Origin of the sequence: Aminobacter sp. SR38 (assembly GCF_014843375.1) — a bacterium.
GTDB lineage: Bacteria > Pseudomonadota > Alphaproteobacteria > Rhizobiales > Rhizobiaceae > Aminobacter > Aminobacter ciceronei.
Genome location: NZ_CP062112.1, coordinates 4,295,643 through 4,308,700 on the forward strand (window position 1 = coordinate 4,295,643; position 13,058 = coordinate 4,308,700).

7 protein-coding genes and 1 riboswitch are annotated in these 13,058 nt (G+C 63.6%); of the genes, 4 read left to right on the forward strand and 3 right to left on the reverse strand.

All coding sequences use genetic code 11. The features are described from left to right. The first annotated feature begins 312 nt into the window (after nt 1–312). Together gltB and IG197_RS21025 are read left to right on the forward strand one after the other, a co-directional pair. Complete coding sequence (gene gltB / locus IG197_RS21020; protein ID WP_067958341.1) at nt 313–5,043, forward strand: glutamate synthase large subunit; 4,731 nt, start codon at nt 313–315, stop codon at nt 5,041–5,043. A gap of 116 nt (nt 5,044–5,159) precedes the next feature. Then, entirely contained in the window at nt 5,160–6,614 is a 1,455-nt protein-coding gene (locus IG197_RS21025; RefSeq protein WP_067958344.1) for a glutamate synthase subunit beta, read from the forward strand. Nucleotides 6,615–6,678: 64 nt separating this feature from the next. On the opposite strand, the gene IG197_RS21030 is transcribed toward IG197_RS21025, so the two are convergent. Both IG197_RS21030 and IG197_RS21035 read right to left on the reverse strand, forming a co-directional pair. Continuing rightward, nucleotides 6,679–7,920 (reverse strand): DUF459 domain-containing protein, encoded by a 1,242-nt coding sequence (locus tag IG197_RS21030; RefSeq protein ID WP_246765209.1) that lies wholly within the window; start codon nt 7,918–7,920, stop codon nt 6,679–6,681. 15 nt (nt 7,921–7,935) lie between these two features. Beyond that, entirely contained in the window at nt 7,936–9,153 is a 1,218-nt protein-coding gene (locus tag IG197_RS21035; protein ID WP_067966192.1) for a lytic murein transglycosylase, read from the reverse strand. A 247-nt stretch (nt 9,154–9,400) separates the two neighbouring features. On the opposite strand from IG197_RS21035, the gene galU reads away from it, so the two are divergent. Both galU and bluB read left to right on the forward strand, forming a co-directional pair. Beyond that, nucleotides 9,401–10,288, forward strand: coding sequence for a UTP--glucose-1-phosphate uridylyltransferase GalU (galU, locus tag IG197_RS21040; protein WP_192314794.1), 888 nt, complete (start codon nt 9,401–9,403; stop codon nt 10,286–10,288). A 63-nt stretch (nt 10,289–10,351) separates the two neighbouring features. After that, nucleotides 10,352–10,537, forward strand: a riboswitch (cobalamin riboswitch). A gap of 46 nt (nt 10,538–10,583) precedes the next feature. Further along, the gene (bluB, locus tag IG197_RS21045) at nt 10,584–11,318 is read left to right on the forward strand and encodes a 5,6-dimethylbenzimidazole synthase (protein ID WP_192314796.1); all 735 of its coding nucleotides are present in this window, start codon (nt 10,584–10,586) and stop codon (nt 11,316–11,318) included. Here bluB and IG197_RS21050 read toward each other — a convergent pair. Next, nucleotides 11,315–13,000: an outer membrane beta-barrel protein gene (locus IG197_RS21050; protein ID WP_192314799.1), complete on the reverse strand. Its 1,686-nt coding sequence runs from the start codon at nt 12,998–13,000 to the stop codon at nt 11,315–11,317. The genes bluB and IG197_RS21050 overlap by 4 nt on opposite strands. Between the last annotated feature and the right edge of the window lie 58 nt (nt 13,001–13,058).

Here is a 13,058-nt window from a genome sequence, read left to right on the forward strand (position 1 = left end):
GCGGAAAATTCGTGAATCGGTCTTGTGCGTATTCAAGAATTCTGTCATACAAAATTTAGGACAGCAGTGCTGTCTTATTTATCTGCCCAATACGAACCGGATTTGGCGTATGATGACGCTGCGTCCGGCTTCCGCTGCGGGCTAGGGTCAGGGCTGAGGTCGGAGCAATCCGTTCACGTCTGTCCCGACTGCGGTTTAGCGCCGACGAACGGCGCTGGGCCGCTGCATATCGAGCATATCTGAAGGTGAACGGATCGGCATACTGCCGTCCCAAGGCAAACTGCCCGGATCGGGCTGGAATGGAGATAGACGATGACGGAGTTGACGCCATCTGTGACGACGGGTTTTGTGCCGGCCGCGCAGACGAAAGCGGCCAACAATAAAACCGATCATCTCCGAACCACCACCGGCTATGCAGCGCATGGCCTGTATGATCCGCGCAACGAACATGACGCCTGCGGCGTCGGTTTCATCGCCCAGATGAAGGGCATCAAGTCGCACCAGATCGTCAAGGACGGTCTGTTCATGCTCGAAAACCTGACGCATCGCGGCGCCGTCGGCGCCGATCCGCTGATGGGCGATGGCGCCGGTGTCCTGGTGCAGATCCCCGACCGGTTCTTCCGCGAGGAGATGGCCAAGCAGGACATCGATCTGCCGGCACCCGGCCAGTATGGTGTCGGCCACTGGTTCATGCCGCAGGATGCTGCGACGCGCGAACATGTCATGGACATCATCCGCGAGTCGGCGCAGTCGGAAGGTTTGCCGCTGATCGGCTTCCGCGATGTGCCGGTCGACAACGCCTCTTTGTCGAAGGCACCTGATATCGCTGCTTCCGAGCCGTTCCATTGCCAGGTGTTCATCGGGCGCACGCCCGAAGTCGACGACGATGAGGAGTATGAGGCGCGCCTCTATTTGCTGCGCAAGGTCATTTCCGGCCGCATCTATGCCGAGCACAACAACAAGGACATCGGCGCCTATTGCGTGTCGCTGTCGGCGCGCACCATCGTCTACAAGGGCATGTTCCTGGCCTTCCAGGTCGGCGCTTATTACAAGGACCTTTCCGATCCGCGCTTCGAGACGGCGCTGATCCTCGTCCACCAGCGCTTCTCGACCAACACGTTCCCGTCATGGAAGCTGGCGCACCCCTACCGCATGGTCGCCCACAACGGCGAAATCAATACGGTGCGCGGCAACAACAACTGGATGGCGGCGCGCCAGGCCTCGGTCGACAGCGAGTTGTTCGGCAACAACATCTCCAAGCTCTGGCCGATCTCCTATGAGGGGCAGTCGGATACGGCGTGCTTCGACAACGCGCTCGAGTTCCTGTTCCAGGGCGGCTATACGCTGGCGCATGCCATGATGATGCTGATCCCGGAAGCCTGGGCCGGCAACAAGTCGATGGATGCCGACCGCAAGGCCTTTTACGAATATCACGCGGCCCTGATGGAGCCGTGGGACGGTCCGGCTGCGGTGTGCTTCACCGACGGCCGCCAGATTGGTGCCACGCTCGACCGCAACGGCCTGCGTCCCGCCCGCTACATGGTCACCGACGACGATCGGGTCATCCTGGCGTCCGAAGCCGGCGTGCTGCCGGTTGATGAAAAGAGAATCATCAAGAAGTGGCGTCTGCAGCCTGGCAAGATGCTGCTCATCGACCTGGTCAAGGGCCGCATCATCTCGGACGAGGAGATCAAATCCGAGATCGCGACCAAGCACCCCTACACGAAGTGGCTGTCCAACACCCAGCTGATCCTCGAGGAACTGAAGCCGGTCGAACCGCGTGCGTTGCGCAAGGACGTCTCGCTGCTCGATCGCCAGCAGGCCTTCGGCTACAGCCAGGAAGACACCAAGCTCCTGATGTCGCCGATGGCGACGACGGGCCAGGAAGCAGTCGGCTCGATGGGCACCGACACGCCGATCTCGGCGATGTCGGACAAGTCGAAGCTGCTCTACACCTACTTCAAGCAGAACTTCGCCCAGGTCACCAACCCGCCGATCGATCCGATCCGCGAGGAGCTGGTGATGAGCCTGGTCTCGTTCATCGGTCCACGCCCGAACATTCTCGACCTCGTCGGCACGTCGCGCCGCAAGCGTCTGGAAGTGCGTCAGCCGATCCTCACCAACGCCGACCTGGAGAAGATCCGCTCCATCGGCCACACCGAGGAAAGCTTCGACACCAAGACCATCGACGTCACCTATGCCGCATCGGAAGGTGCTGCTGGCATGCAGGGTGCGATCGAGCGTCTGTGCGAGCGCGCCGAGGCGGCGGTCGCGGGCCGCTACAACATCATCATCCTGTCCGATCGCCAGCTTGGTCCGGACCGCATCGCCATCCCGTCGCTGCTGGCGACGGCGGCCGTGCACCATCACCTGGTCCGCAAGGGCCTGCGCACCTCGGTCGGCCTTGTCGTCGAATCGGGCGAGCCGCGCGAGGTGCATCACTTCTGCTGCCTTGCCGGCTACGGCGCGGAGGCGATCAACCCGTATCTGGCCTTCGACACGCTGACCGACATGCACAAGCGGGGCGAGTTCCCGCCTGAAGTGGATGGCTCGGAGGTCGTCGGCCGCTACATCAAGTCTATCGGCAAGGGCATCCTCAAGGTGATGTCCAAGATGGGCATCTCCACCTACCAGTCCTATTGCGGCGCGCAGATCTTCGACGCCATCGGGCTGAAGACCGACTTCGTCGAGAAGTACTTCACCGGCACGGCGACCAACATCGAAGGCGTCGGGCTGGAAGAGGTGGCGACCGAGACCGTCAGCCGTCACGAATCGGCCTTCGGCGAAGATCCGGTTCTGCGCAACGCGCTCGAAGTCGGCGGCGAGTACATGTATCGCATGCGCGGCGAAGCCCATGTGTGGACGCCTGACGCGGTTGCCTCGCTGCAGCACGCCGTGCGTTCGGGCTCGTGGGCGACCTTCAAGGAGTTCTCCGCCCAGATCGACAGCGAAACAGCACGTGCCCAGCAGATCCGCGGCATGTTCCGCATCAAGCTGGCCGAGGAGAGCGGGCGCAAGAAGGCCGCGCTCGACGACGTCATGCCGGCGGCCGAGATCGTCAAGCGTTTCTCGACCGGTGCCATGTCCTTCGGCTCGATCAGCCGCGAGGCGCACAGCACGCTTGCCGTTGCGATGAACAAGATCGGCGGCAAGTCGAACACCGGCGAGGGCGGCGAGGAGCCCGACCGCTACCTGCCGCTGCCCGGTGGCGGCGTGAACCCCGAGCGTTCGGCGATCAAGCAGGTGGCTTCCGGCCGCTTCGGCGTGACGACGGAGTATCTCGTCAACTCCGACATGATGCAGATCAAGGTGGCGCAGGGTGCCAAGCCCGGCGAGGGCGGCCAGTTGCCTGGTCACAAGGTCGACGCGACGATCGCCAAGACCCGCCACTCGACCCAAGGTGTCGGCCTGATTTCGCCGCCGCCGCACCATGACATCTATTCGATCGAAGATCTGGCGCAGCTGATCTACGACCTGAAGAACGTCAACCCGGCAGCCGACGTGTCGGTCAAGCTGGTGTCGGAAGTGGGCGTCGGCACGGTTGCGGCAGGTGTCGCCAAGGCGCGCGCCGACCACATCACGATATCAGGCTATGACGGCGGCACCGGTGCATCGCCGCTGACCTCGCTCAAGCATGCCGGCAGCCCATGGGAAATGGGCCTTGCCGAGACGCATCAGACGCTGGTGCTGAACGGCCTGCGTTCGCGTGTCGCGCTCCAGGTCGACGGCGGCCTGCGTACCGGCCGCGACGTCGTCGTCGGCGCTCTGCTGGGCGCCGACGAGTTTGGCTTCTCGACCGCGCCGCTGATCGCGGCGGGCTGCATCATGATGCGCAAGTGCCATCTCAACACCTGCCCGGTTGGCGTCGCCACCCAGGATCCGGTGCTGCGCAAGCGCTTCAAGGGCACGCCCGAGCACGTCATCAACTACTTCTTCTACGTCGCTGAAGAGGTGCGCGAGCTGCTGGCCGAAATGGGTTACACCCACCTCGATCAGATCATCGGTGACGCCGACCTGCTGGAAAAGCGTGAGCTGATCAACCACTGGAAGTCGCGTGGCCTCGACTTCTCCAAGGTGTTCTACAAGCCCGATGCGCCGCGCGAAGCCGTCCACTGGACCGAGCGCCAGAAGCATCCGATCGACGACGTTCTCGACCGCAAGCTGATCGCCGAGGCGAAGGCGGCGCTCGAAACGCGCCAGCCGGTGAAGATCGAGGCAACCATCCGCAACGTCGACCGCTCAGCCGGTGCGATGCTGTCGGGTGAGGTCGCCAAGCGCTTCCGGCACAAGGGCCTACGCGAGGACACCATCTCGGTGAAGCTGACCGGGACCGCCGGACAGTCCTTCGGTGCCTTCCTGGCACGCGGTATCTCGTTCGAGCTGGTCGGCGACGGCAACGACTATGTCGGGAAGGGCCTGTCCGGCGGCCGCATCGTCATCCGCCCGTCGGATGACGCCCGGATCGTTGCCGAGGATTCAATCATTGTCGGCAACACCGTGCTTTACGGTGCGACCGAAGGCGAGTGCTACTTCCGCGGTGTCGCCGGCGAACGTTTCGCCGTCCGCAACTCGGGCGCCGTTACCGTCGTCGAAGGCGTGGGTGACCATGGCTGCGAATACATGACGGGCGGCGTGGTGGTGGTCATCGGCAAGACCGGCCGCAACTTCGCAGCCGGCATGTCGGGCGGCGTCGCCTATGTCCTCGATGAGGAAGGCGATTTCGCCGAGCGCTGCAACATGGCGATGGTCGAGCTCGAGCCGGTCCCTGAAGAGGACGACATGCTGGAGAAGCTGCACCATCACGGTGGAGACATCGCCCACAAGGGCCGTGTCGACGTCTCGGGCGACATGACACGCCATGACGAGGAGCGCCTGGTTCAGCTGATCTCGAACCATATGCACTACACCGGTTCGACCCGTGCCAAGCAGATCCTGGACGACTGGGCGAGCTACCGACCCAAATTCCGCAAAGTCATGCCGGTGGAGTACCGCCGCGCACTGATCGAGATGGAGCGCATGAGGATGGGCGTCGCGGCGGAGTAAGCCGTGACGATCTTCCGGCGGCGCCCGAACAGGGCGCCTGCCATCGCATGCTTCATTTGAAGTGGTGGAATTCTAAGCCCGCGCCGAGGTGCTGGGCATGACTGACGAGAGTTACGATGGGCAAGGTTACAGGTTTTCTCGAAATTGACCGGCAGGTGCACAAGTACCAGCCGGCTTCCGACCGCATCCGGCACTTCCGCGAATTCACGCTGCCGATGTCGAACAAGGAAGTCGAAAAGCAGGCTGCGCGCTGCATGGATTGCGGCATTCCGTTCTGCCATGGCCCGACGGGCTGTCCGGTGCACAACCAGATCCCGGACTGGAACGACCTCGTCTACAATGGCGATTGGGACAACGCGATCCGCAACCTGCATTCGACCAACAACTTCCCCGAATTCACCGGTCGCATCTGCCCGGCACCTTGCGAGGAAGCCTGTACGCTGAACCTCGAGGACATTCCTGTCGCCATCAAGACCGTCGAGCAGGCGATCGCCGACAAGGCTTACGAGACCGGTTACATCAGGCCTTATCCGCCGGAGAAGAAGACCGGCAAGAAGATCGCTGTCATTGGTTCCGGCCCGGCCGGAATGGCCGCAGCGCAGCAACTCGGCCGCGCCGGCCACGACGTGCATGTCTATGAGCGCGAGAGCCGTCCCGGCGGCCTGCTGCGTTTCGGCATTCCTGATTTCAAGATGGAGAAGCACTACATCGACCGTCGCGTCGAGCAGATGACGGGCGAAGGCGTGACGTTCCATTGCGGCGTCAATGTCGGCGTCGACAAGCCGGTGACCGAGCTCCTGGCCGAATACGATGCCGTGCTTTACTGCGGCGGCTCCGAAACGCCGCGTCCGGCGGGCATTCCCGGAGACGACCTTAAGGGCGTGCATGACGCGATGCCTTACCTCGTCCAGCAGAACAAGCGCGTCGGCGGCGAAGACATCCAGTCGGTTGCCTGGCAGTCGGAACCGATCGTCGCTGGTGGCCTGCATGTCGTCGTCGTCGGCGGCGGCGATACGGCGTCCGACTGCGTCGGCACCGCATTTCGCCAGGGTGCCGTGCGCGTCACCCAGCTCGACATCCGCCCGCAGCCGCCGGAGCGCGAGAACAAGCTCGCCGTGTGGCCCTATTGGGCGACCAAGATGCGCACCTCGTCCTCGCAGGCCGAAGGCGCGCAGCGCGAGTTCCAGGTGGCAACGCTGGAGTTCATCGGCGAAGAAGGCCAGCTGACCGGCGTGAAGTGCTGCGAAGTCGACGACAAGCGCAAGCCGATCCCGGGCACCGAGTTCGTCATCCGCGCCGATCTCGCCTTCATCGCCATCGGCTTCGCCGGGCCGCTCGCCGACGGTATGGTCAAGGAACTCGAGGGCAAGCTCGAGATCACCACCGACAGCCGCCGTTCGACCAATGTTGCCGCCAACGACCGCGACTACAAGACCAATGTGGACAAGCTCTATGTCGCCGGCGACGTGCGCCGCGGCCAGTCGCTTGTGGTCTGGGCGATCCGCGAAGGCCGCCAGGCCGCGCATTCGATAGATGCCGACCTGATGGGGTCGAGCGTCCTGCCGCGTTAAGCTGGCCGGAACCAAGCAAACAAAAGGCGCCGCGAGGCGCCTTTTTCGTTTCCGGTCGACAACCTTAGCGCCTGATGATGGCGGTCGTCGTTTCGGTTCCTTGCGCTGCAGGCAGCGGCTTTGGCGGCCAGGAGAAGTCGTCGATGCGTCCGGCAGGTGCCGCGGGGGCGATGCCTTGCACGGCAAGCTTTTCGCCTGGCGAACGCGGGTCGGACGTGGCAGCCGTCTGGCCGCCGAGAAGCTCCGTGCCACCGTCGAGTTCCGGATCGGAGAGCGAGACCGGCACCGTCCGGTCGATGTTGACAGGCACGTTGAGTTCGCCGGGCGTCGCCTGCGGCAGGCTTGCCGGCACGACGGTTTCGGTACCTTGAGGCGTGATGCCGAGCAGCTTGTTCAGCGGCTTTTCGGCGAAGAAGGCGAGCTTGCGTTTGCCGGCGCGGGTGACGTTGATGCCGTCGTCAGCGCGCAGGCGCACCGGCTGGCCGTTGATGTCGGGGCCGCTGGTGACGAAGGCGCCGGCCTCGTCGACGAAGCCGTCCCAGACATCGACGAATTCGCTGCCTGCGGCTTCCGTTGCAGCACGGTAGATGTCGTTGAAGGCGAGCATGTCGGTGTTCATCTTCGACGACTTGAAGGCGGGCATGCCGACCCACAGGAACGGCACCTTGGTGTCGGCGATGGCCTTGGCCAGCTTGTCCGCGCGCGCCGTGTACTCCTTGGTCCAGGCGGCGCTCATCGGTGGCTCGCGCGTGTCGGCGACCCGCATTTGCTGGCGGTCGTTGGATCCCATCATGATGATGACGGCGGCAGGCTTTTCCTGCTCGATCAGCGCCTTGGCTTTCTCGGGCCAGTTGTAATAGTCCTCGCGGACGAGGCCCGACGAGCCGTTGGTCTTGTCGATGACCCTGATCTTGGCATTCTCGGCAAAGACCGTGCCCAGCCCCTCGGCAATGCCGCCGCCGAGGAAGTCGCCGATGACCAGCACGACACGCGCGTCAGCCAGCTTTTCGACCACCGGAACGGCCGGATCGGCAGCCCTGCCGACATTGCCGGCGGTTGCCTTTGGCTTGCGTGGCGTCTTGCGGATCTTCTTGCGCGGCTGCGGCTCATCAATGATGAAGGGATCGACGCGCGGTTCGCGGCGCGGCATGAACAGGTCGCGCAGGGACCATTTGCGCAGAATGCCTTCCTGCGCCACGGCCGGCGTCGGCATTGTCGACGAAATGGCGGTCAAGGCGACCGCCACCGCGACCAGTGGCGTCGTCAGGCGCAACAGCGAAAACCGCGGACGACGCGTCAATGCCAATACAGCCTCCGGTTGCTAGTTACGCCGCAGGAACTTCAGCACTTCCATGCTCGGATGACCGTCCGGCGTCAAGCCCAGCTGTGCCTGGAATGCCTTGATTGCCGAGCGCGAACCCTCGCCGATCTTGCCGTCGCTCTTGCCGTCGTAATAGCCATGCGCCGAAAGGCGCTTCTGCAACTCCTGCTTTTCCTCGAAGCTGAGCTTGGTGAACGGCCGCTTCCAGTCCTGCACCAGGCCACCATAGCCGGCGATCTCGTCGGCAAGAAGGCCGACGGCGAGCGCGTATTTGTCGGCGTTGTTGTAGCGTTTGATGACCGAGAAATTCTTGGTCATCAGGAAGGCCGGTCCGCCGCGGCCGTCCGGCACCTTGAGGGTGGCGACGTCGGAGCCGCGCTTGAAGGCCTTGCCGTTGGCGCGTTCGATGCCGAGCGATGCCCATTTGTCGAGCGTCAGCGATCCCGTCGGGAACTTCTGACCCGCGGGCAGCACCACTTCGTAACCCCAGGTCTTGCCGGCCTGCCAGCCGTTCTTCTTCAGAAGGTTGGCTGCGGTGGCGAGCGCGTCGGGCACGGAGTTCCAGATGTCGCGCTTGCCATTGCCGTCGGCATCGACCGCGTAGGCCTGGTAGCTGGTCGGGATGAACTGGGTGTGGCCCATCGCGCCGGCCCAGGAGCCGACGAGGTGACTTTCGTCGATGTCGCCGCGCTGCAGGATCTTCAGCGCCGCGATCAGCTGGGTGCGGGCGAACTTCGCCCGGCGCTGGTCGCCATAGGCGAGCGTCGCCAGCGACCGCACGACATTGCGCATCACCTTGTCGTTCTTGAGAATCTCGCCGTAGTTCGATTCCATCGACCAGATGGCGAGCAGGATGTAGCGGTCGACGCCATACTTGGCCTCGATGCGGTCGAGCCAGGGTTTCCACTTGCGCGCCATCTCGCGACCGACAGCAATTGACTGGTCATGGACGCGATTGTCGAAATAATCCCAGACCGGCGCGGTGAATTCGGGCTGGAACCGGGCCTTTTCAAGTACTTCGGGGTCAGCCGAGGTCACGCCACGAAAGGCGCGGTCATAGGTCGAACCGGAAATCCCGTTGTCTGCGGCGACGGAGCGGAAGCTCGCCACCCAGCGCTGGAAACCGGCTTCGGCGGCCGCCGGGCCGGCCGGAAGCATCAATGCCAGCGAAAGGGCAGCGGCGCTCAGGAGGCCTTTGGCGGTCTTGCGAAGGGGCATTCTTTCCTCCTTGGAGAGATCAGAAACACGATTCATCGCCGATGCCGGTTATCAATCAGTTTACCATAGACCCGTTGGGGAACGAAAAGCGGGTTGAGGGATTGTCCACCTAGCTGTTCGGACAATCAAGATCGCGTGATCAATGGTCTTGCCCGCTGTCGCCGAATATGTGAACGCATTCAGTATTCATCAATTCGGGCGTGGCAAAGTTGGCGTCCGATACATCCCTCTATCGGACGACCACGCAATGAAAAGAGTTCGCAAGGCAGTTTTTCCGGTCGCGGGCTTGGGCACGCGTTTTCTGCCTGCCACCAAGTCTATCCCCAAGGAAATGCTGACTGTGGTCGATCGCCCTGTGATCCAGTATGTGGTCGACGAGGCGCGCGAAGCGGGCATCGAACATTTCATCTTTGTCACGGGCCGCAACAAGGCGGTCATCGAAGACCATTTCGACGTCCAGTTCGAACTTTATGATACGCTGGCCCAGCGCGGCAAGACCGAGCAACTGGAGCGCCTGCAGCGGTTGCAGCCGGCCCCGGGCCAGACCTCGTTCACGCGCCAGCAGGTACCGCTCGGCCTTGGCCACGCAGTGTGGTGCGCGCGCGAGCTGGTCGGCGACGAGCCCTTCGCGCTGCTGTTGCCCGACATGATCATGCAGTCGGAAAAGAGCTGCATGCGCGAGATGGTCGAGCTCTATGCCGAGACCGGCAACAACATCATCGCCGTCCAGGAATGCGACCCGGCCGAGGCGCACAAATACGGCATCGTCGGCAAGGGCAAGTCGGTTCACACCGGCTTCGAGATCGAGGGCATGGTGGAAAAGCCCAAGCAGGGCACGGCACCCTCGAACCTGTTCATCAATGGCCGCTACATTCTGCAGCCGGAGATTTTCAAGATCCTGGCAAGCCAGGAGCGTGGCGCCGGCGACGAGATCCAGCTGACCGACGCCATGCTCAAGCTCGAGAAGATGCAGTCCTTCTACGGCTATCATTATCGCGGCCGCACCTTCGACTGCGGCTCGCCGGAAGGTTTCGTCGAAGCCAACGTTGCCTTTGCCTTGTCGCGCTCCGATCTCAGCAGGAGCATGGCCGGCGTCATCGAAGCGCTGCTCGGCGAGATCAAGCCGGGCAAATAAGCCACATGTCGCCCGTGCGTCAGGATTGGACGCACGGTGCGATGGCTTTCGGCCGCTGCTGCCGCTAGAAATACCCTGCCAGGTGCCCGCAGCGATGCGGGAGAATCGGGAACACGGTGCAAATCCGTGGCGTGCCCAACGCTGTAAGAGGGACCGTATCGGCAGAGGCCACTGTTCATCCTGAACGGGAAGGCGCCGCAGACGGGTTGAACTTGAGCCAGAAGACCGGCCCGGCAGACATCGACCTCCGCATGGTCAGGCGGAGGGAACCGACATGCTCGCCAGGGGATATGCGATGCTTGCTGACCAGTTGAAGGCCGCTTCAGGCTGTTTCGATATCGCTGCACAGGATGCCGTTTACCGCGCCATCTTCACGCGCCGCGACGTTCGCAGCCATTTTCTGCCTGATCCGATCGACGACGATGTGCTGGCGCGGCTGCTGCTGGCGGCCCATCACGCGCCGTCGGTTGGCTTCATGCAGCCGTGGAACTTCATCGTCATCAGAGATCGCGAACGACGCGAGCAGGTCCGCGACCTGTTCTTTGCGGCGCGGCAGCAGGAACTGCCTGAGATCGCCGAGGAGCGGCGGGGGCTGTACCGCAAGCTCAAGCTCGAAGGCATCTGCGAAAGCCCGCTCAACCTGGTCATCACCTGCGACCGCAGCCGTTCGGCAAACTCTCCGCTCGGACGATGGCACAATCCCGAGATGGACCTCTTCAGCACCGTCTGCGCAGTTCAGAATTTCTGGCTCGCCGCGCGTGCCGAGGGCATAGGCGTCGGCTGGGTCAGCATCCTCGATCGCGAGGCGCTGAAGCAGTTGCTAGGCATTCCCGATCACGTCGTGCCGGTGGCCTATCTCTGCGTCGGCCACGTCAGCGAATTCGCCGACAAGCCCGATCTCGAGCGCCATGGCTGGGGATGCCGTCTGCCGCTTGCCGAGCTGATCATGAGCGAGGTCTATGCGGGGCAGGGGGAGACGGCCTTGAGGGCCGCAGCCGCCGCGATCGGCGGTTTGCCCCAAGCAGGTTAGCGCTGGATTTTCAACCCGACGAAGACGCTGTTGGTCTTGGCGTCGCGGAACGGCAAGGTGCTGTCGAAGGTCTCATGGCGCAGCTTGCCGGTCAGGCCGGCGTAGCGGTTGAGCCACCAGGTCAGGCCCGCTTCGGCGCTGAGCCTAAGCTCGTGGTCGTTCGAGCTGGCATAGTCGCGGTAGCCGACGCCGCCGGCGAGGAATGCAGTCAGGTTGGAACGGATCTGCCGTTCGACGCTGAGGCGGCCGTTGTAGAGCACCGAACCGCTGTCGCCCGGGGTCGTCGATCCCTCGACGAAGGTTTCGCCGGTCAGGCCGACGATCGTGCCGCGCATCGGCGACCATCTGAGATCAGCGGCAATCGTCGCGGCGGAAACCGTCTTCAGCCGGTCGTCGTCGAAATCCTCCGAAATCCAGCCGGCCGAAATCTCGCCGCCGAATTTTTCGCCCATGTCGATCTCGACGCCGGCGCGGGCGCCGGTACGCTTGGACGAGCGCTCGAAACCGGCGGTGTCGAAGCGCAGGTCATAGACCCGGCGGCCGAATTCGACCTCGCCAAAGGGCGTCAACGCCGGTGAGACCTCGTAGCCGACGCGGACCTTGCCGGTATAGAGTCTGGAGTCGCGGTCCTTCTGTGAGAGCGTGGTGCCGTCGGTCAGTTCGGCGTCGCTGTAGCTTTCGTCGACAGCTTCGCCGGTCACTCCGAAGCGGAACTTGCCGACGGCCTTTTCGACACCCAGCGCGCCGTTCAGCGTGTGCAGGTTCGGCCGCTCGGCGGTGCCGGAGATGACCACGGGCGACGACGTCGATTCCGGGCGCATGCTGTAGCCGAGCCGCGCCAGTGCGCGCATGTCGTCGGCGAGATCGAGTTGCAGCCGCCCGTCGATGCCGCCGCTGAGATCCTTGACCTCCTGGCCGGAGATGGATTTTCGGTAGTTGCCATAGGCGTCGATGGTCGCCGAATGGCTCTCCCAATCGGACGCGGCGTTCAGCCTGAGAGTCGTCTCGGACAGAACGGCCGACTTTCCGTTAAAGCTGGAATCCGCATTCGACGTCGCGGTGACGCCCTGTTCAAGGCTCGGCTTCAGAACGAAGGTGCCGAAACGGATGCCAGTCGGCTCGAACGGGTTCGCATCCGGCTGAGGCCTGCGGCCTTCGATGGCGCGCTGGCGCTCGGCTTCGGGTCCGTTCTCGATCTCCGTTTCGGAATCGACGGTGCCCTGGCGCACGGTGCCGGTGGTCAGCTCTTCGTCGGCTGCCGGCACTGCTGGCCGCTCGGCAGCCGTCGGCGCGGCGGTGCCGGCCAGCCGCTCGCGTGCCTCGCGGGCGCGCTGGCGCGCGGTCGTGGGCGGACGGGCGGATGACAAGGAGCCGGCCGATGTGCCGTCGGCGTTGGGCGGTTCGCTGAACAAATCGGTGGCCTCAGCGTCAGCCTGGGTTGGAATCGCGCCGGGGCTGACCGGCTGGTAGGCCGGTGCCTGGTCCTGCGCCTGCTCGGCCGCAGGGCGCCTCTTGTAAAGCCGCAGGGTGTTGTTGATGTCGTCTTCGCTGACCGGTCCGCGCAAGGCGGTTTCCTGGGCATGCAGCGGTGCGGCGCACAGCAACGTCGCCACGCTTGCCGTCGCCAGCAAGATGCGGAGTGCCGTGGTCTGTGTCCATTGCTCCGGCCTGATCTGCGCCATCTTTCCCACTGCTTCGCCGACGCAAGGGCGTCGCGCTTACCAACTGGTAAATCGCCAT

Coding starts and splice junctions, on each gene's coding strand:
- bluB (WP_192314796.1), top strand. CDS start 10,584: ATGCTTGCTGACCAGTTGAAGGCCGCTTCAGGCTGTTTCGATATCGCT.
- galU (WP_192314794.1), top strand. CDS start 9,401: ATGAAAAGAGTTCGCAAGGCAGTTTTTCCGGTCGCGGGCTTGGGCACG.
- IG197_RS21035 (WP_067966192.1), bottom strand. CDS start 9,153: ATGCCCCTTCGCAAGACCGCCAAAGGCCTCCTGAGCGCCGCTGCCCTT.
- IG197_RS21025 (WP_067958344.1), top strand. CDS start 5,160: ATGGGCAAGGTTACAGGTTTTCTCGAAATTGACCGGCAGGTGCACAAG.
- IG197_RS21050 (WP_192314799.1), bottom strand. CDS start 13,000: ATGGCGCAGATCAGGCCGGAGCAATGGACACAGACCACGGCACTCCGC.
- gltB (WP_067958341.1), top strand. CDS start 313: ATGACGGAGTTGACGCCATCTGTGACGACGGGTTTTGTGCCGGCCGCG.